This window comes from Aeromicrobium sp. CnD17-E (assembly GCF_024124745.1).
In the GTDB taxonomy this organism is placed as follows: Bacteria; Actinomycetota; Actinomycetes; order Propionibacteriales; family Nocardioidaceae; genus Aeromicrobium.
Map to the genome: position 1 here is coordinate 15,359 of NZ_JAMXRU010000024.1, position 17,991 is coordinate 33,349.

Annotated in this window: 17 protein-coding genes; 4 read left to right on the top strand and 13 right to left on the bottom strand. The window is 72.6% G+C overall.

Annotated features, from left to right (window positions below; all coding sequences use genetic code 11):
• Window positions 1-2: 2 nt before the first annotated feature.
• Window positions 3-1,151: a MalY/PatB family protein gene (locus NH339_RS07060; protein WP_253023852.1), complete on the bottom strand. Its 1,149-nt coding sequence runs from the start codon at window positions 1,149-1,151 to the stop codon at window positions 3-5.
• An 88-nt stretch (window positions 1,152-1,239) separates the two neighbouring features.
• Between NH339_RS07060 and NH339_RS07065 the strand changes: the two genes are divergently transcribed.
• The 3 genes from NH339_RS07065 (at window position 1,240) to NH339_RS07075 (ending at window position 4,497) form a co-directional block, all read left to right on the top strand.
• Entirely contained in the window at window positions 1,240-1,653 is a 414-nt protein-coding gene (locus NH339_RS07065; RefSeq protein ID WP_253023854.1) for a hypothetical protein, read from the top strand.
• A gap of 24 nt (window positions 1,654-1,677) precedes the next feature.
• Window positions 1,678-2,763, top strand: a complete 1,086-nt coding sequence (locus NH339_RS07070; protein WP_253023856.1) for a dipeptidase — start codon at window positions 1,678-1,680, stop codon at window positions 2,761-2,763.
• 78 nt (window positions 2,764-2,841) lie between these two features.
• Entirely contained in the window at window positions 2,842-4,497 is a 1,656-nt protein-coding gene (locus NH339_RS07075; protein WP_253023858.1) for an AMP-binding protein, read from the top strand.
• 16 nt (window positions 4,498-4,513) lie between these two features.
• Here NH339_RS07075 and NH339_RS07080 read toward each other — a convergent pair whose 3' ends face one another.
• Window positions 4,514-5,581: a hypothetical protein gene (locus tag NH339_RS07080; RefSeq protein WP_253023860.1), complete on the bottom strand. Its 1,068-nt coding sequence runs from the start codon at window positions 5,579-5,581 to the stop codon at window positions 4,514-4,516.
• Between the two features lie 120 nt (window positions 5,582-5,701).
• Between NH339_RS07080 and NH339_RS18425 the strand changes: the two genes are divergently transcribed.
• The gene (locus tag NH339_RS18425) at window positions 5,702-6,937 is read left to right on the top strand and encodes a S9 family peptidase (RefSeq protein ID WP_253023862.1); all 1,236 of its coding nucleotides are present in this window, start codon (window positions 5,702-5,704) and stop codon (window positions 6,935-6,937) included.
• A 7-nt stretch (window positions 6,938-6,944) separates the two neighbouring features.
• Here the strand turns inward: NH339_RS18425 and NH339_RS07090 are convergent, their stop codons facing one another.
• The 11 genes from NH339_RS07090 to NH339_RS07140 all read right to left on the bottom strand — a co-directional run.
• On the bottom strand, window positions 6,945-7,244 hold the full coding sequence (locus NH339_RS07090; protein ID WP_253023864.1) for a DUF2277 domain-containing protein: 300 nt from the start codon (window positions 7,242-7,244) through the stop codon (window positions 6,945-6,947).
• 78 nt (window positions 7,245-7,322) lie between these two features.
• Window positions 7,323-7,931 (bottom strand): CE1759 family FMN reductase, encoded by a 609-nt coding sequence (locus NH339_RS07095; RefSeq protein ID WP_253023866.1) that lies wholly within the window; start codon window positions 7,929-7,931, stop codon window positions 7,323-7,325.
• Window positions 7,928-9,037, bottom strand: a complete 1,110-nt coding sequence (locus NH339_RS07100) for an LLM class flavin-dependent oxidoreductase (protein ID WP_253023883.1) — start codon at window positions 9,035-9,037, stop codon at window positions 7,928-7,930. The genes NH339_RS07095 and NH339_RS07100 overlap by 4 nt, the downstream gene beginning before the upstream one ends.
• A gap of 169 nt (window positions 9,038-9,206) precedes the next feature.
• Entirely contained in the window at window positions 9,207-9,677 is a 471-nt protein-coding gene (gene tadA / locus NH339_RS07105; RefSeq protein ID WP_308207043.1) for a tRNA adenosine(34) deaminase TadA, read from the bottom strand.
• A gap of 674 nt (window positions 9,678-10,351) precedes the next feature.
• Window positions 10,352-11,860 carry an L-arabinose isomerase gene (araA, locus tag NH339_RS07110; RefSeq protein WP_253023869.1) on the bottom strand — a complete coding sequence of 503 codons (1,509 nt, stop codon included), beginning with the start codon at window positions 11,858-11,860 and terminating at the stop codon, window positions 10,352-10,354.
• A gap of 20 nt (window positions 11,861-11,880) precedes the next feature.
• Window positions 11,881-12,555, bottom strand: a complete 675-nt coding sequence (locus NH339_RS07115) for an L-ribulose-5-phosphate 4-epimerase (protein WP_253023871.1) — start codon at window positions 12,553-12,555, stop codon at window positions 11,881-11,883.
• Window positions 12,552-14,270, bottom strand: a complete 1,719-nt coding sequence (gene araB, locus NH339_RS07120; protein ID WP_253023873.1) for a ribulokinase — start codon at window positions 14,268-14,270, stop codon at window positions 12,552-12,554. The genes NH339_RS07115 and araB overlap by 4 nt, the downstream gene beginning before the upstream one ends.
• Window positions 14,267-15,313, bottom strand: coding sequence for a LacI family DNA-binding transcriptional regulator (locus NH339_RS07125; protein ID WP_253023875.1), 1,047 nt, complete (start codon window positions 15,311-15,313; stop codon window positions 14,267-14,269). The genes araB and NH339_RS07125 overlap by 4 nt, the downstream gene beginning before the upstream one ends.
• On the bottom strand, window positions 15,310-16,314 hold the full coding sequence (yjfF, locus tag NH339_RS07130; protein ID WP_253023877.1) for a galactofuranose ABC transporter, permease protein YjfF: 1,005 nt from the start codon (window positions 16,312-16,314) through the stop codon (window positions 15,310-15,312). Before yjfF ends, NH339_RS07125 begins: the two co-directional genes overlap by 4 nt.
• Window positions 16,311-17,348, bottom strand: coding sequence for an ABC transporter permease (locus tag NH339_RS07135; RefSeq protein WP_253023879.1), 1,038 nt, complete (start codon window positions 17,346-17,348; stop codon window positions 16,311-16,313). The genes yjfF and NH339_RS07135 overlap by 4 nt, the downstream gene beginning before the upstream one ends.
• Window positions 17,341-17,991 (bottom strand): ATP-binding cassette domain-containing protein (locus NH339_RS07140; protein ID WP_253023881.1); only part of this gene is annotated, 651 nt, incomplete at its 5' end. The genes NH339_RS07135 and NH339_RS07140, both read right to left, overlap by 8 nt.

Below are 17,991 nucleotides of genomic sequence, written 5' to 3' on the forward strand. Positions count from 1 at the left end.
GGTCAGGGGAGGGCGGAGGTGAGGCGGGTGACGATCTCGCGCAGGACGTCGGGCGGGGTGGCGTAGGTCAGGCGAGCGCGGCCGTCGCCGACGCGTGACGTGCCGCCGAACGTCGGGCCGGGGCCGAGGGCGACCCGGCCCTGCTCCAGGAGGCGCACGGCCGGGTCGTCGCCGACGTCGTACGCGCGCAGGTCGAGCCACGCCGTGTAGGTGCCGGGCCCGGCGACCAGGCGCGCTGACGGAAGGTGCTCGTCCACGAGCTCCTCCAGCAGCTCGCGGTTCCCGCGCAGGTCGGCACGCAGGGCGTCGAGCCAGTCGCGACCGTCGCGCAGCGCCGTCGTGTGGGCGAGCGTGCCGAGGTGGCTGGGGCCGTGGCTGACGATCTCGAGCACTGCGGCCCGCTCGTCCGCGGTGGCAGCGCCGCCCACGACCACCGCAGCCTTCAGACCCGCCAGGTTGAACGCCTTCGACGCCGACAGCACGGCGTAGGCGTCGTCGGTCCCCTCGACCGAGAGGTACGGCACGAACGCGTCGGGCTCCCCCGCGACCGGAGCGAGCGGCGCGTGGATCTCGTCCACCACGACTCGCACGCCGTGCTCGGCGGCCAGCCTCGCCACGGTCGACAGCTCCTCGCGGGTGTGCACGACCGCGGTGGGGTTGTGCGGACTGCACAGCAGGTAGGCGGCGCCCGGGTGGCGCGCGAACGCGGCGGCCAGGCCGTCGAGATCGAGCCGTCCGTCGGCACCGAGCGGCACCTCCACCCGGGCCCGCCCGACGTGCGCGACCGCGTCGTAGAACGGCGGGTACACGGGCGGGTTCAGGATGACGGGAGCGTCCGGTGCGTCGTGCAGCCTCAGCACCTCCTCGATCCCGACCATCACGTCGGCGACGTCGAGCGTGCTGGCCGGGTCGAGCTGCCAGCCCCACCGGTCGGCAGCGAACGACGCCAGCGCCTGCGCGTACGTCCCGGCCTTCGGGTAGCCGGTGTCGCCGAGCGCGACGGCCTCGGACAGCGCCCGCGCGACGGGCTCCGCGAGCGGCACGTCCATCTCGGCGACGAACGCGGGCAGCACGTCGGGCTCGTGGAGCGTCCACTTGACGCTCGTGCGGCGGCGCAGGTCGGCCAGGGTCAGCTCGTGCAACGGGTGCATACGACCCACCCTGCCACCGGCGTCGAGCCTTGACACCGCAGTCGACGCCACGGGACAGTCACGTCGACCCCGAGCCCGGAGGTGGCCCATGACGGAGCACCGGACGACGGCAGACCCTTCGACGTCCCGGGGGATCGCCCTCGCATGGCTGTCCTGGGTCGCCGGACTCCTCGCCTACCTCTGGACGGTCGCCACCGGCTTCAGCCTCGACGGGCTCAGCCCGGCCGAGGAGACGAAGGTGCTCGTCGGCGTCACCGTCGCCATGGCGCTCACCACGGTGCTGCCGTTCATGGGACTGTGCCTCGCGCTCGTGCAAGGTCGCGCTCTCGCCGCCGTCGGGCTCGGCCTCGCGCTGGCGCTGGCGCTGGTGCCCGTCGTGGCCGTGGGCCCCGATGCCGCGCGCGACTGGCGCGACCGCACCGCACCCGAGCCGACGCCCGCGCGCCCGAACGGCGGGTGCGCCGTGCACAGCGGCGGCACCAACACCTGCCCAGGCGGCTGACGCCCGGCGTCCTACCGTGGGGGCATGGACGCGACCCTCGGCTCCCTGCTCACCGAACCCGCCGCGCAGGAGGCCGTGCGCGTCGCACCCCTCGTCGACGGCCACGACGACCTCGCGTGGGAGGCGAGGGAGGCCGCCGGGTACTCCGTCGAGGGGCTCGACGCCGACCGTGCGTCCGACGGCGTCGAGCCGACGTTCCACACCGACCTCGCGCGGCTGCGCGCCGCGGGCGTCGGCGGGCAGTTCTGGTCGGTCTACGCGCCCTGCGAGCGGCGCGGGGCCGACGCCGTCACCTACACGCTCGAGCAGGTCGACTGGGTGCACCGGCTCGCCGCCCGCTACCCGGAGCGCACGGCGCTGTGCTGGACGGGCGACGACGTCCGCGCCGCCTGGGCCTCGGGGCGGCTCGCGTCGCTCCTGGGCGCCGAGGGCGGGCACAGCATCGACGGCTCCCTCGCGGTCCTGCGGCAGCTCGCCCGGCTCGGCGTGCGCTACATGACGCTCACCCACAACGAGAACACGCCGTGGGCCGACTCCGCCACCGACGAGCCGCAGCACGGCGGGCTCACCGCGTTCGGCCGCGACGTCGTGCGCGAGATGAACGCCGTCGGCATGCTCGTCGACCTCTCGCACGTCGCCGCGACGACCATGCACGACGCGCTCGACGTCAGCAGCGCGCCGGTGATCTTCAGCCACTCCTCGTGCCGCGCCGTCACGGACCACCCGCGCAACGTCCCCGACGACGTGCTGGAGCGGCTCCCCGGCAACGGCGGGGTCGTCATGGTCACCTACGTGCCGTCGTTCGTCAGCGCCGAGTTCGCGGCCTGGTTCGAGCGGCACGAGACCGACCCCGCCACGGCCGGCGAGAAGCCCGTGGTCACCGTGCAGCACGTCGCCGACCACGTCGACCACGCCCGCGAGGTGGCCGGCGTCGAGCACGTCGGGCTCGGGGGCGACTACGACGGCTTCGACCACTTCCCGGTCGGCATGGACGACGTCACCGGCCACGCCGCGCTGCTCGACGAGCTGGCCCGACGCGGCTGGTCCGCCGACGACCTGTCCCGTCTCACGGGGCGCAACATCCTGAGGGTGCTCGACGCCACCTCCTGAGGTCGGGCCGAAGGAGGTCCGTCGTCGACGCGTGGCAGACTCGACGTGACCCAGCACACACTGCTCTCGGGGGGACCGATGACAGCCCGACCCAGCCACGCGACCGGCAGCACCGACGTTCCGCTGCTCGAGACCACCATCGGCGCCGACCTCGCCGCCACCGTCGCGCGCGTGCCCGACGGCGAGGCGCTCGTGGAGTGCGCCACCGGACGGCGCTGGACCTATCGAGAGCTGTGGGACGACGTCACCGCGGTGGCGCGCGGGCTCGCGTCGCTGGGGCTGGAGAAGGGCGACAGGGTCGGCATCTGGGCGCCGAACTGCGCGGAGTGGACGCTCGTCCAGTACGCGACGGCGCGACTCGGCGTCGTGCTGGTCAACGTCAACCCCGCGTACCGCGCCCACGAGCTCGGCTACGTCGTCGGCCAGTCGGGCATGCGCGCCATCGTGGCCGTGCCCGAGCTCAAGGGCGCCTCGTTCGCCGACATGATCGAGCAGGTCCGCCCCGACCACCCGCACCTGACCGACGTCGTCCTGATCGGCCCGCCCGGCGGGGGTGCCGGGCCGTGGGCGGCGAACAGCACAGCCTGGGAAGCCCTGACCGACGCCGGCCGCGCGAGCGACCTCGACGTCGGCGCCGTGGAGGCCACGCTCGACCCCGGCGACCCGATCAACATCCAGTACACGTCGGGCACCACCGGCTTCCCCAAGGGCGCGACCCTCTCGCACCGCAACATCCTCAACAACGGCTTCGCGGTCGGCGAGCTCCTGCACTACACGGCCGACGACCGGATCGCGATCCCCGTGCCCTTCTACCACTGCTTCGGCATGGTCATGGGCAACCTCGCAGCCACGTCGCACGGCGCGACGATGGTCATCCCTGCCCCCATGTTCGACCCTGCCGCCACCCTGCGCGCCGCGGCGCAGGAGCGCTGCACGTCGCTGTACGGCGTGCCCACCATGTTCATCGCGATGCTGTCCGACCCGTCGTACGACGAGCACGACCTGTCCGCGCTGCGCACCGGGATCATGGCCGGCTCCCCGTGCCCGGTCGAGGTGATGAAGCAGGTCATCGACCGGATGGGGGCCGAGGAGGTCTCGATCTGCTACGGCATGACCGAGACCTCGCCCGTCTCGACCCAGACCCGCACCGACGACTCGGTCGAGCGTCGCGTCAGCACCGTCGGGCGCGTGCACCCCAACCTCGAGGTCAAGGTCGTCGACCCGCTCACCGGCGACGTCGTCCCCCGCGGCACGGCGGGCGAGCTGTGCACGCGCGGGTACTCGGTGATGCTCGGCTACTGGGAGGAGCCGGCCAAGACCGCCGAGGCGATCGACGCCGACGCGTGGATGCACACCGGCGACCTCGCCGTCATGGACGACGAGGGGTACGTCAGCGTCACGGGTCGCATCAAGGACGTCGTCATCCGTGGCGGCGAGAACATCTACCCGCGCGAGGTCGAGGAGTTCCTGCTCACGCACCCCGACGTGCTCGATGTGCAGGTCGTCGGCGTGCCCGACGAGCGCTACGGCGAGGAACTCATGGCGTGGGTCCGGCTGCGCGACGGCGTCGGCACCCTCACGGTCGAGTCGGTGCGGGAGTTCTGCACCGGGCGGCTGGCCCACTACAAGGTGCCGCGGTACGTGCACGTGGTCGAGGAGTTCCCGATGACGGTCACCGGCAAGGTCCGCAAGGTCGAGATGCGCGAGGAGTCCCGGACCCTCCTCGGCCTCTGACCGAGCTCACCGCGGGTCAGGCGGGCGGCGCCGGACGCACCCACCGGTCGACGTCGATGCCGTACACCCAGCGACGCCCGGGCCACTCGGTGAGCGTCCACAGCTGACCGCGTTGGGGCCACCACGTGATGTCCTCCGGACCGGTCGGCAGCACGCCACGGTGCCGGTGGAGCGCGCCAGGACGTCCGACCCACAGGTCCCCAGGCACGTCCTCGCCGGCGCTCGCGGTGATCACCCACGTGCCGTCGACGAGCACCGCTCCTTGCATCCGCGGGGCGACGCCGTCGTGCGCCTCGACCGGCTCGGCCGGGCCCGCCTCGACGCCACGCAGCAGCTGCGTCTCGCGGTCCAGCTCGTAGCGCAGGAGGCGGTGGGTGGCGCCCTTGCGGCCGTACTCGCCGGCCACCAGGTGGTCGACGTCGCCGGCGCGGTCGAGCGAGAGGAAGGAGTAGGTCATCGGTCGCGCGTCGCCAGTGGTCGTCGCGTCATAGGTCGTCAGCTGCGGCAGGACGTAGCGGTAGCCGCGGGTGCGCCAGCGGTTCCGCACCCGCACGACGTCGTCGACACGGAACACGCGGATGCCCCGCGAGCTGCCGGCCACGAAGAGGTGGTCGCCGTACCAGACGATCCCGCCCGCGTGCACGCGCACGGGCCGCAGCCGGTGCAGCCCGAGCCGGCGCCGCGGCTCCACGAGCAGGACGTGCCGGTAGCGGGGGTCCGCAGGGTCCGTGAGGTCGACGACGGACACCCGCGACCCGAGCGTCAGCCAGCCGAGCGCTCCGTGGGCGTACCAGCTCGCGAGTAGCACCAGGCGGCCCGCGTAGGTGCCCGACTGCGGGTCCGGGCCGTACGCGTCGGCCGACGTCGTCACGCCCTGCGGCCACCAGCGGTCGGTGGTCGCGTCACGGTCCTCCCACGTGATGCCCTCCGCCGCAGCGTCGCCCGGGACCTGCGCCGGCGTCGCCCGACGGTCGAGGTCGGCCAGCACGCCACGCAGCCCGACCCGGCGGAACCGGCCGAAGAACCGTTCGCTCAGCCGACGTTCCGCGCGGGCGGGGACGAGCCGGTACGGGGAGGCGACCATCCCTCCACGGTAGGGCCCGGGGCCCCGCTCGCGACCTGGGCCGACCACGGGTACGGTCGCGGCCGGGGGCCGGACGAGGAGAGGGACGACGTGGCAGCGGATCGGGCGGGAGGCGGAGCCGTGCGTGGGCTCGGCCGCACCGTGCTGGTGGTGCTCGTGCTCGTCACCGTGCTCGGTCAGGTGGTCGCCTGGACCCGGCCCTCCTGGTGGGAGCCCGTGCTCCAGCACCATGCCGCGCAGTACGTGGTCGTCGCCGTCGGCGTGTGGCGCGACGCGCTGGGTGTCTGGAACGTGGTGCTCGCGGCCCTGCTGCTCGTCATCGCGCTCGTCGGTGCCCGACGTCGCGGGCTCGACCCGTGGCGGCCGCTCCCGGTCGTCACGGCGGTCGCGCTCGTCTCGTCGCTCGGGCTGTGGACCTACCAGGTGGTCGACGCGCAACGGGTCGGCGCCGACGTGGGCGTCTTCGCGCCCACCCTGCCGTTCCAGCGGGGCGTGGTGCAGCCCGACCGGACCGTGACCGTCGGGCGGGTCGACGGCGACGCGCTGTCGGCCGACCTCTACCTGCCGCGGGGCGCCTCGGCCGACCGTCGTGTGCCCGTCGTCGTGAACGTGCACGGCGGCGGCTTCACCAGCGGAGCCCCGCGCCCCACCCCCTACTTCCCGCCCCTGCTCGACCGTGGGTACGCCGTCCTCGACGTCAGCTACCGGCTGGCGACCCGCGACCGCCAGACGTGGGACCTCGCCGTGGCCGACGTCGGCTGCGCCCTGACCTGGGTCACCCGACGGGGCCCGCGGGTCGGCCTCGACCCCGACCGCGTGGGGACGATGGGCGACTCCGCCGGAGGTCAGCTCGCCATCAACGCAGCGAACCTGGGCCGCAGCCTCGACCCGTCGTGCGGGTCGCGCGACGACCTGCCGCGGGTGTCCGCGGTGGTCGGGCTCTACCCGGCAGTCGACGGGTCGGCCGCCTACGACGAGTCGGCGCTGGGACGCGGCTACGGCGACCTGTACGTCGGCGGCTCGCCACAGGAGTTCCCCGAGCGGTACGCGTTCACCGACTCCGCCGAGCACGTCGAGGAGCCCCTGCAGCAGTGCCGGACCGTGGTCGGCGCGTGCGACGGTGCTCCGGTCCTCGTCGTCCAGGGCGGCGCCGACCACCTGATCCTCCCGGACCCGGTGCGTCGGTTCGCCGACGCGTCGCGCCGGGCCGGCATCACGACGCGCTACGTCGAGCTGCCCGGCCAGGAGCACACGCTCGGTCGAGGCCTGGGGACGTTGTCGTTCGGCACGCTCGTGGCGCGCGACCTCGTGCTGCAGTGGTTCGAGGAGCACCTGCCCGCGTCGACGTCCGGCTAGCGGTCTCCTAGGACGCGGCGCCGGTGCGCAGCCGCACCTCGCGCTCCATGCGCTTCTCGTGCCGCTCGCGGCCCTTGACCGCCTCGACGTCCCGGTCGCGCGGCGGGGCGCTCGTCACGAGGTCGTCGAGCATCCGCCGGGTGGCCGCCGCGATCTCGTCCACCGCTCGCTCGAACGCCTCGGCGTTCGCGCGCGAGGGCCGGGTGTAGCCGCTCGTCTTTCGCACGAACTGCAGAGCGGCCTCACGCACCTCGTCGTCGGTGGTGGGCGGCTCGAAGTTGTGGAGCCTGCGGATGTTCCGGCACATCCTCCGACCGTACGCCCGACGACGTCGCCGCGGAAGACGTCCGCCACGGGAGCCGGGCGACGGCCCGGGGACGTGAGGTCAGGGTCGGCGCTGCGGGTCGGAGATGCTCAACATCGTGTCGCTGAACAGGTCGATGTCGTCGTCGCGGGTGCGCCCCGTGCCGGCACCGCCCAGCAGGCTCATGAGCTCGCCGACGGCGCGGTCGACCCGCGTCGTCAGCGCCCCCTCGCCGTCGGCGCTCCAGTCGTGGGGCGATGCGAACACGCCGGTGGGCACCGGCACGGCCTGCAGGTAGGCCATCAGCGGACGCATCGCGTACTCGACGGCCAGCGAGTGCCGGGCGGTGCCGCCGGTGGCACCGAGCAGCACCGGCTTGCCGATGAGCGCGTCGGGCTCGAGGACGTCGACGAACGACTTGAACAGGCCGCTGTACGACGCCTGGAAGACAGGGGTCACGAACCCGACCGCGTCGGCCGCGGCGAGCTGGTCGATCACGTGCTGCAGCCGCGGCGCCGCGAACCCGCTGAGCGTGGCGTCGACGACGTCGTGCGCCAGGGGTCGCAGCTCGACGACCTCGATCGACGCGGTGCCGTCGGCGCGCTGCACGCCGGCGGCGAGCTGGTCGGCGAGCAGGCGGGTGGTCGAGGGGTTGCCGAGGCCGGCGGAGACGATGACGACCCGCGTCATGCGCGCACCTCCTCGTCGCTGCTCTCGGCCTGCGCGGCATCGCGGGCGGCCACGCGCGAGGCGTGGGTGGGCGCGTCGGGGACCCCGGCGGGCCGGCGGGCCTCGAACTCCTTGCGCAGCGTGGGCAGCACCTCGCCGATCATGTCGATCTGGTGCAGCACCTCCTTCTGCGGGAGTCCGGCGTGGTCGACGAGGAAGAGCTGACGCTGGTAGTCGCCGAAGTAGTCGGCGAAGGTCAGCGTCTTCTCGATGAACTCCTGCGGGCTGCCGACGGTGAGCGGTGTCTGCGCGGTGAAGTCCTCCAGGCTCGGCCCGTGGCCGTAGACCGGCGCGTTGTCGAAGTAGGGGCGGAACTCGCGCATCGCGTCCTGGCTGTTCTTGCGCATGAACACCTGGCCGCCGAGCCCGACGATCGCCTGCTCCGGCTCGCCGTGCCCGTAGTGGGCGTAGCGCTGCCGGTAGAAGTTGATCAGCCGGATGTAGTGCTCCTTGGGCCAGAAGATGTTGTTCGCGAAGTAGCCGTCGCCGTAGTAGGCGGCCAGCTCGGCCACCTCGGGGGTGCGGATCGACGCGTGCCAGACCATGGGCGGCACGCCGTCGAGGGGGCGCGGCGTGGCGGTGAAGCCGCGCAGCGGCGTGCGGAAGCGGCCCTCCCAGTCGACGACGTCCTCGTCCCACAGGCGACGCAGGAGCTGGTAGTTCTCGACCGTGAGCTCGACGGCACGGGTTGGGTCCTGGCCGAACCACGAGTAGACGGGCGCGGAGTTGCCGCGCCCGAGCATGAGGTCGACGCGGCCGTCGGACAGGTGCTGCAGCACGGAGTAGTCCTCGGCCAGCCGGACCGGGTCGTTCGTCGTGATCTGCGCGATGGCCGTGGAGAACACGATGCGCTCGGTCTGCGCGGCCATGTAGGCCATGAGCGTGGTCGGCGACGTCGTCACGAAGGGCGGGTTGTGCTGCTGCCCGCTGGCGAAGACGTCGAGCCCGACCTCCTCGGTCTTCTTCGCGATCTCGACGAGCGCCTTGATGCGCGCGTTCTCCGTGGGCGTCGTCCCGTCGGTGGGGTCCTGGGTGACGTCGCCGACGGTGAAGATGCCGAACTGCATGCTGCTCATGGAAGCCTCCTGGTCCTCATGCTTGCACCAACTAGTTCAACTTTCAACTTATTCCGCGGTGGCGCCGCGCACTGACTCCCATGACCTCATGGGAACCAGCGCCCTGCACCCTGGACGGGACCACACCCCCGAACCCGGAGGAAGGGCACCGGGACGGCGCTCAGCGACGCTCGGCGAAGAAGGCGCGCAGGAGGGTGGACGACTCCGCCGCCAGCACGCCCGACGTCACCTCGGGGCGGTGATTGAGGCGACGGTCGCGCACGACGTCCCACAGGGACCCGACCGCCCCGGCCTTGTCGTCCCACGCCCCCAGCACGAGCCGACGGACCCGCGACGACACGATCGCGCCAGCGCACATCGTGCACGGCTCGAGCGTGACGACCAGCGTGCAGTCGTCGAGACGCCAGGTGCCGAGCCGCGACGACGCCGACCGGAGGGCCACCAGCTCCGCGTGACCGAGCGGGTCCTGGTCGCGCTCCCGCGTGTTGAAGCCCTCCCCCACGACCTCGCCCGCGGGGTCGAGCACGACCGCACCCACCGGCACGTCGTCGGCCGCGAGCGCCCGCTCTGCCAGCACGAGAGCGCGACGCATCGCCGCCACGTCGTCGACCCGCCCCACCCCGCTGCTCACGCCTTGATCGTCCCAGACGGGGCGGGGGTCGGTGGGGGTGCGCTGCCTGCGGGGGTCTGGCCTTGCTGCTGCGCTGCCTGCGGGGGTCTGGCCTTGCTGCTGCGCTGCCTGCGGGGGTCCCGACCTGCTGCTGCGCTGCCGCAGGGGGTCTGGGCTTGCTGCTGCGCTGCCTCGGCCTTCGCTGTGTCTGGTCTCCGCAAGGGCCTCGACCGGGCGGCTGGCACCTGCGCTGGTCTGGGGTCTCGGGCTGCGGCTTGGGCACGGGATGGGCGCAAGGCTCTGCGTTTGCTACGGGATCCCGTCATGAACGCAGAGACTTTCGCGCCGACAGCCCGCTATCGGTGGATCCTCAACCGCAGAACGGCTTCTGCGGTTGCAGATCCACCGATAGGACGCGCCAACGCAGAACGGTGGGTCAAGAACGCAGAAACGAGGAATCGTGCGTCACCCGAGAGCCCAGACCAAGCCCCGAGACCCGAAGTCACCCCCGGGCCCGCTGCCGGTCGAGGCTCTTTCGGAGGCCGCCCCCAGCGAATGCCGAGGCAGCGCACCAGCAAGTACAGACCCTGCGGCAGCGCACCAGCAAACCCAGACCCCCCGAGGCAGCGCAGCGGCAAGGACAGACCCCCCGCAACCAGCGCACCAGCAAGGTCACGACGACCGCCGGGAACGCCTCAGATCCCGTCCGCCAGCCGGTAGTACGCCGCATTCCAGCGCAGCTCCTGCAGGAAGCGATGGGGGGTGGTGTCGGCGTCGATGTGCACGAGCTCGGTCCGCAGGATCTCGGCGAGGTCGCGGAAGGCCTCGATGCCGACGGCGGTGGTGAGCACCGTGTGGTGCGGTCCGCCCGACATCAGCCACGCCTCGGCAGCCGTCGGGAGCGACGGGTGGGCCTGCCACACGGCGCACGCGACGGGCAGGTTCGGCAGGGGCGCGTCGGGCTCGACCAGCGTCACGTCGTTCGCGGTGAGCCGGAAGCGGTCGCCGAGGTCGGCCAGGCCGACCACGACCGCCTCGCCCGGGTCGGCGACGAAGCGCAGCCGCACGGGGTCCTCACGGTTGCCCATGCTGAGCGGATGCGCCTCGGCCGACGGCCGCTGCGAGCTGATCGTCGGGCACACCTCGAGCATGTGCGCACCCAGCGACTTCTGGTTGCCGGGCTCGAGGTGGTACGTGTAGTCCTCCATGAACGACGTGCCGCCGGGCAGCCCCGCGGTCATCGTCTTGGTGGTGCGCACCAGCACCGACGTCTTCCAGTCGCCCTCGCCGCCGAAGCCGTAGCCGTCGGCCATGAGCCGCTGCACCGCGATGCCGGGCAGCTGTCGGAGCCCCCCGAGGTCCTCGAAGCTCGTCGTGAAGGCGCCGTAGCCGCCCTCCTCCAGGAAGCGGCGCAGCCCGACCTCGATCTGCGCGGCGTCGCGCAGCAGGTGGTGCCGGTCGGCGCCCGCGTGCAGGTCGGACGCGACGTCGTACAGGTCCTCGTACTCCGCGACGACCTTGTCCACCGCGCCCGGCTCCACCGCGTCGACGACGTCGACGAGGTCGTTCACGCCGAACGTGTTCACCGAGACGCCGAAGCGACGCTGCGCCTCGACCTTGTCGCCCTCGGTGACGGCGACGTCGCGCATGTTGTCGCCGAAGCGCGCGAGCCGCAGGGTCCGCACGTCCTGCGCCGCCGTGGCCGCCCGCACCCAGGTCGCGATCCGCGCGCCGACGCTCGGGTCGCTGACGTGGCCCGCCACGGTCTTGCGCGCCACCCCCAGGCGGGTCTGCACGAAGCCGAACTCGCGGTCGCCGTGCGCCGCCTGGTTGAGGTTCATGAAGTCCATGTCGATGGACTCCCAGGGGATGTCGCGGTGCCACTGCGTGTGCAGGTGCAGGAACGGCTTCTGCAGCGCGTCGAGACCCTGGATCCACATCTTCGCCGGGGAGAAGGTGTGCATCCACCCGATCAGCCCGACGCACGCGTCGTCGGCGTTCGCCTCGAGCACGACCCGCCGGATCGCGTCGGCCGTGGTGAGCACGGGCTTCCACACGACGGGCACGGGGATCCGGTCGTCGCCGTCGACCATGGCGGCGACCTCGCGCGACTGCGACGCCACCTGCGCGAGCGTCTCCTCGCCGTAGAGGGACTGGCTGCCGGTCAGGAACCAGACCTCGCGCGTCTGCTGCTGGGTGCTCATGCGGTGCTCTCCCTCGGGGCTCATTGGCCGTAGACGTTCTGGTAGCGGTCGAACAGGCTCGTCACCTGCTGCTCGGGGATCGGCACGGGCTCGCCGAGCTGGCGCGCCACGTGCACCGTGCGGGCGACGTCCTCGCACATGACGGCGGCCTTGACCGCGGCGCGGGCGTCCTTGCCGATGGTGAAGACGCCGTGGTTCTGCATGAGGACGGCCGGTGAGCGGCTGCCGCGCAGCGTCTCGACGATGCCGCGCCCGATCGAGTCGTCGCCGATCAGCGCGAACGGCCCGACGGGGATCTCGCCGCCGAACTCGTCGGCCATCATCGTCAGCACGCACGGGATGGGCTCGGCGCGCGACGCCCACGCGGTCGCGTACGTGGAATGGGTGTGCACGACCCCGCCGACGTGCGGCAGGTGCCGGTAGACGTAGGCCTGCGCGGCGGTGTCGGAGCTGGGGGCGAGGTCGCCCTCCTTGACCTGGCCGTCGAGGTCGCAGAGCACCATGTTGTCGGGCGTCAGGTCGTCGTAGGAGACGCCGCTCGGCTTGATCACCATGAGGTCGTGGCCGGGCACCCGCGCCGACACGTTGCCGGCCGTCCAGACGACGAGCTCGTAGCGGGTGAGCTCCGCGTGCAGCGCGCTCACCTGGGCGCGCAGCGTCCGCAGCGTCTCGGTGACGTCGGCGGTCACGGTCATGAGGCGTCCTTCCTGGTCCGGCGACGCCGTACGGCGTCGCGCCGCACCGCACGCAGGCGGTGCATCACGTCGTTGCCGCCCCGGCCGAAGTGGTCGTGCAGCGCGGTGTACTCGGCGAACAGGGCGTCGTACGCGAGCGCCGACTCCTCGTCCGGGACGAACACACCGCGCTGCACGGACCCCATGGCCTTCGCGGCGGCGCGTATGTCCGCGTACGCGCCGGCCGCGACGGCGGCATGGAGAGCAGAGCCCAGGGCTGGGCCCTGCTCGGACCCGACGACGGACAGCGGCAAGCGCGTCACGTCGGCGTAGACCTGCATGAGCAGGTGGTTCTTCGACAGCCCGCCGGCCACCACGAGCTCCTCGACGGGGACGCCGGAGGAGGTGAAGGCCTCGATGATGGTGCGGGTGCCGAAGGCCGTCGCCTCGATGAGGGCGCGGTACACGTCCTCCGGCCGGGTCGCGAGGGTCTGGCCGACGACGAGACCCGAGAGCTCGTGGTCGACCAGCACGGAACGGTTGCCGCTGTGCCAGTCGAGCGCGACGAGCCCGTGCTCGCCGACCTCCTGCTCGGCGGCGAGGGCGGTGAGGTGCTCGTGCACGCTGCGGCCGGCGGCGGCCGCCTCGGCGTGCACGTAGGGCGGCACGCCGTGCTCGACGAACCACCCGAAGATGTCGCCGACGCCGCTCTGCCCGGCCTCGTAGCCCCAGCTCCCGGCCACGATGCCGCCGTCGACCACACCGCACATCCCGGGCACCTCGCGCAGCACCCCGGCGCTCATCACGTGGCACGTGGAGGTGCCCATGATGGCCACCATCTGGCCGTGGTCGACGGCCTGCGCGGCGGGGGCGCTGACGTGCGCGTCGACGTTGCCGACGGCCACCGCGATGCCCTCGGGCAACCCGGTCCATGCGGCGGCACGGGCGGACAGGGAGCCGGCGCGGTCGCCGAGCTGGCCGATCGGCTGCTCGACCTTGGTCTCGACGTAGTCGGCGAACGCCGGGTTGAGCGCTGCGAGGAAGTCGGCCGAGGGGTAGGCGCCGTCCTGCAGGACGCCCTTGTAGCCCGCGGAGCACGCGTTGCGCACGTAGGCGCCGCACAGCTGCCAGACGATCCAGTCGGCCGCCTCGACCCACCGCTCCGTGCGGGCGTAGACGTCGGGGTCCTCCTCGAGCAGCTGCAGCCCCTTGGCCAGCTCCCACTCCGACGACAGCAGGCCGCCGTAGCGGGCGAGCCACGACTCCCCCCGCTGCTCGGCGAGCGCGTTGATGCGGTCGGCCTGCGCCTGGGCGGCGTGGTGCTTCCAGAGCTTGACGTAGGCGTGCGGCCGGTCGGCGTACCCGTCGACCTCGTTCAGCGGCGTGCCGTCGGCCCGGGTCGGGACCATCGTGCAGGCGGTGAAGTCGGTGGCGATGCCGATCACGCGGCTCGGGTCGACGCCGGCGGCCTCGACCGCGGCGGGGACGGCGACCTGGAGCACCTCGCGGTAGTCCTGCGGCACCTGCAGCGCCCAGTCGGGCTCCAGCGCGACCTCGGCGCCACCGGTCAGGCTCGACGGCAGGCTCCGCTCCAGCACCGCGTGCCGGTAGGGGTGCACGGCCGAGCCCAGCTCGGTGCCGTCGGACACGCGCACCACGAGGGCGCGCCCCGAGAGTGTGCCGTAGTCGACGCCGACGACGTAGGCGTCGTCGTGGTCGTGCTGGTGCTCGCTCATCGCGCTCCTCCGGCGGGGCGGTCGCGCGGGACGCGCGGGGTGGTGCTGGCGCGGACCACGAGCGTGGGCTCCACCAGCCGGTCGACGTCCTCGGTACCGCCGACGATGGCCGCGTGGAGCACCGCGATCGCCCGACGTCCGACCTCAGGGAAGTCCTGGTGCACGGTCGTCAGCGGCGGGATCAGGTAGCCCGCCTCGGGCGAGTCGTCGAAGCCGACGACGCTGACGTCGTCGGGCACCGACAGCCCCGACTCCTGCAGCGCGCGGAGCACACCGATCGCCATCTGGTCGTTGGCGACGAAGACGGCGTCGACGTCGCGCAGCACCGCGAGCTCGAGACCGAGCGCGTAGCCCCGCTCGGCCGTCCAGTCGCCCTCGAGCAGCGGCCCCGGCTGCAGGCCCGCCGCGGCGACGGTGTCGCTCCAGCCCTGGGCACGGGCCTCCGCCTCGGTCCAGCCGTGCGGTCCGCTCACGTGGGCGATCCGGCGACGACCGAGGTCGACGAGGTGCTGGGTGGCGATGACGGCGCCTCGGTGCTGGTCGACCCCGACGGCGAACGTCGCCCGCGACAGGTCGCCCTCGACGACCACGAGCGGGACGCCCGGGTCGGACCGACGCACGAGGTCGAGGGCCTCGTGCTGCGCGGCGATCATGACGATGCCCTCGACGGACTGGCGGCGCAGGTGGTCCACGGCGGCGGCGAGGCCGTCGGCGGTGATCGTCTTCAGCCCCACCGAGCCGGCGAAGTAGCCGGCCTCGCGTGCCGCCTCCTCGACCGTGCGGTGGATGCTGTTCGGCCCGTACAGCCCGGTCTCGGTGCTGATGATGCCGATGATCGACGACCGGCGGGTCACGAGCGTCCGCGCGGCCGTGTTGGGCCGGTAGTCGAGCTCCTCGATCGCGGCGAGCACCCGCTGCCGGGTGGCCTCGCCGACGTGCGGGAGCCCGTTGACGACCCGCGAGACGGTCTGGTGCGAGACCCCGGCGAGCGCGGCCACGTCGGCCATCACGGGGGTGCGGGACTGGTCGGGCCTGACGGTCATGCCTGCCTCCTGGTGAAGAAGCGCTGCATGACGACGAACACCAGCAGGAGGACCCCGATCGAGATCTTGGTCCACCAGGAGCTCAGCGTGCCGTCGAAGGAGATGAACGTCTGGATGGTCCCCAGCACGAGCACCCCGAGCAGCGACCCCAGCACCATCCCACGTCCGCCGACGAGCAGCGTGCCGCCGATGACGACCGCGGCGATGGCGTCGAGCTCCATGCCGACCGCGTGCAGGCTGTAGCCGGAGAGCATGTAGAGCGAGAACAGCAGGCCGGCCAGGGCCGAGCAGAAGCCGCTCACGACGTAGACCCCGACCTTGACCCGCGCGACGCGCAGGCCCATGAGCAGCGCCGACGCCTCGCTGCCACCGACGGCGTAGACGGTGCGGCCGAAGCGGGTCAGGTGCAGCACCCAGGCGGCGACGGCCACGACGCCGAGCGCGAGCAGCGCCGTCCACGTCACGTACACCCCGCCCGGCAGGGTCACGGTGCGGCTCGCGAGGTCGGTGAAGAACGGGTCGCGGATCGGGATCGACTCGACGTCGATCAGGTAGCAGAGCCCGCGGGCGAGGAACATGCCGGCGAGCGTCGCGATGAAGGGCTGGATGCCGAGGTAGTGGATCACCACCCCGTGGAAGAGGCCGATCACGACACCGGTCGCGAGCACCGCGGCGATGGCGAGGCCCGGGTTCCAGCCGGCCTGCAGCGTCGACGCGGCCACCATGGTCGACAACGCGACGACCGAGCCGACGCTGAGGTCGATGCCGCCGGTGAGGATGACGAACGTCATGCCGACGGCCAGCACGATGAGGAACGCGTTGTCGACGAACAGGTTGGCCACCACCTGCGGCGACGCGAACCCCTCGTAGCGGATCGACCCGAGGCCGAACATGCCCACGAAGACGGCGAGGGTGGCGACGACCGGCAGGTAGCGGTCGGGGGGCGTGAAGCCCTTGAGCCGGTCGATCGCCGAGCCGGCGGGGACGGTCGCGGTGGTCATGCGGGGACACCTGCCTTCGCGCGGGAGGGGGTCGTGCGGCGGGCCGCGAGCGTGCTGCGGACCTGCGGGGACTGCAGCAGGCAGACCGCGATCACGGCGACGGCCTTGAACAGGTAGTTCGTCTCCGCCGGGATGCCGATGCTGGGGATGGTCGTCGCGAGGGTCTGGATGAACAGCGCCCCGACGAACGTGCCGGCCAGCGAGAACCGGCCGCCGGCGAGCGACGTGCCGCCGATGACGACGGCGAGGATCGCGTCGAGCTCGATCCAGAGGCCGGCGTTGTTGGCGTCGGCCGCGCTCGTGTTCGAGGCGATCATCAGGCCGGCGACCCCGGCGCAGAACGCGGCGAACACGTAGACGGTCCAGATGATCGTGCGGCTGCGGACCCCGGCCAGCCGGCTGGCCTCGGGGTTGATGCCGACGGCCTCGATGAGCATGCCGAGCGCGGTGCGTCGGGTCAGGAGCGCCGTGGCCGCGAAGACCGCCAGCGCGACGAGGACCGCCACCGGCACGGCCAGGAAGAAGCCGGCGCCGATCAGCTTGAACGTCGGGTTCGTGACCGTGGTGATCTGCCCGTCGGTGACGAGCATCGCCAGCCCGCGGCCCGCGGTCATGAGCACCAGCGTCGCGATGATCGGCTGGATGCCCAGCACGGAGACGAGGAAGCCGTTCCAGAGGCCGAGCAGGACGGCGACGGCGAGCGCCGTCGTCATCGCGACGATCGCCGTGCCGGCGGCGGACTCCTGGTTCGAGCCCGCGATCTGCACGCAGGCCACCGCCCCGGAGATCGCGGCGATCGCACCCACCGAGAGGTCGATGCCGCGGGTCGCGATGACGAGGGTCATGCCGAGCGCGACGAGCAGGACCGGGGCGCCGTTGCGCAGGATGTCGATGACGCTCCCGTAGAGCCGACCGTCCTGCAGACGCACCGACAGGAAGCCGGGGTTGACGACGACGTTGAGTGCCACGAGGGCGAGCAGGGCCACGACGGGCCACACGAGAGAGCTGCGCAGGAGCGCACGGACGTCAGGCACGGGGAGCCTCCTCGGAGTCGGGCACGACCTCGAGCGCCACGGCGGACTCGCCGGCGCCCGCGATGGTGCGGAGCACGTCGGAGACCTCGAGTCCGTCGTTGACCTGCTCGGCCACCTTGCGACGGTCGCGCATGACGACGACGCGGTCGGCGAGCCGCAGGACCTCCTCGAGCTCCGCGGAGATGAACACGACCGCCATCCCGTCGGCGGCCAGCTCGGCGACGAGCTGCTGGATCTGCGCCTTCGCGCCCACGTCGATGCCGCGGGTGGGCTCGTCGAGCACCAGGAGCCGCGGCTCGGTGATCAGCCAGCGGGCGAGCAGCACCTTCTGCTGGTTGCCGCCGCTGAGGTTGCGCATGAGGGCGTTCGGGTCGGCCGGCCGGATGTCGAGGGCCTCGATGTAGCGGCGGACGAGCTCGTCCTTGGTGCGCTGCGGCACGGGGCGCAGCCAGCCACGCGTCGCCTGCAGCGCGAGGATCATGTTGTCGGCGACGGTCAGGTCGCCGACGACGCCCTCGGCCCGCCGGTCCTCGCTGGAGAACGCGACGCCGGCGTCGATGGCCTGGCGCGGGGAGCGCCAGGGGCGGGTCCGGCCGCGGACCTGCACCTCGCCGCGGTCGGCGGCGTCGGCGCCCACCAGCAG

Coding starts and splice junctions, on each gene's coding strand:
- NH339_RS07060 (WP_253023852.1), bottom strand. CDS start 1,151: ATGCACCCGTTGCACGAGCTGACCCTGGCCGACCTGCGCCGCCGCACG.
- NH339_RS07065 (WP_253023854.1), top strand. CDS start 1,240: ATGACGGAGCACCGGACGACGGCAGACCCTTCGACGTCCCGGGGGATC.
- NH339_RS07070 (WP_253023856.1), top strand. CDS start 1,678: ATGGACGCGACCCTCGGCTCCCTGCTCACCGAACCCGCCGCGCAGGAG.
- NH339_RS07075 (WP_253023858.1), top strand. CDS start 2,842: ATGACAGCCCGACCCAGCCACGCGACCGGCAGCACCGACGTTCCGCTG.
- NH339_RS07080 (WP_253023860.1), bottom strand. CDS start 5,581: ATGGTCGCCTCCCCGTACCGGCTCGTCCCCGCCCGCGCGGAACGTCGG.
- NH339_RS07090 (WP_253023864.1), bottom strand. CDS start 7,244: ATGTGCCGGAACATCCGCAGGCTCCACAACTTCGAGCCGCCCACCACC.
- NH339_RS07095 (WP_253023866.1), bottom strand. CDS start 7,931: ATGACGCGGGTCGTCATCGTCTCCGCCGGCCTCGGCAACCCCTCGACC.
- NH339_RS07100 (WP_253023883.1), bottom strand. CDS start 9,037: ATGCAGTTCGGCATCTTCACCGTCGGCGACGTCACCCAGGACCCCACC.
- araA (WP_253023869.1), bottom strand. CDS start 11,860: ATGAGCACCCAGCAGCAGACGCGCGAGGTCTGGTTCCTGACCGGCAGC.
- NH339_RS07115 (WP_253023871.1), bottom strand. CDS start 12,555: ATGACCGTGACCGCCGACGTCACCGAGACGCTGCGGACGCTGCGCGCC.
- araB (WP_253023873.1), bottom strand. CDS start 14,270: ATGAGCGAGCACCAGCACGACCACGACGACGCCTACGTCGTCGGCGTC.
- NH339_RS07125 (WP_253023875.1), bottom strand. CDS start 15,313: ATGACCGTCAGGCCCGACCAGTCCCGCACCCCCGTGATGGCCGACGTG.
- yjfF (WP_253023877.1), bottom strand. CDS start 16,314: ATGACCACCGCGACCGTCCCCGCCGGCTCGGCGATCGACCGGCTCAAG.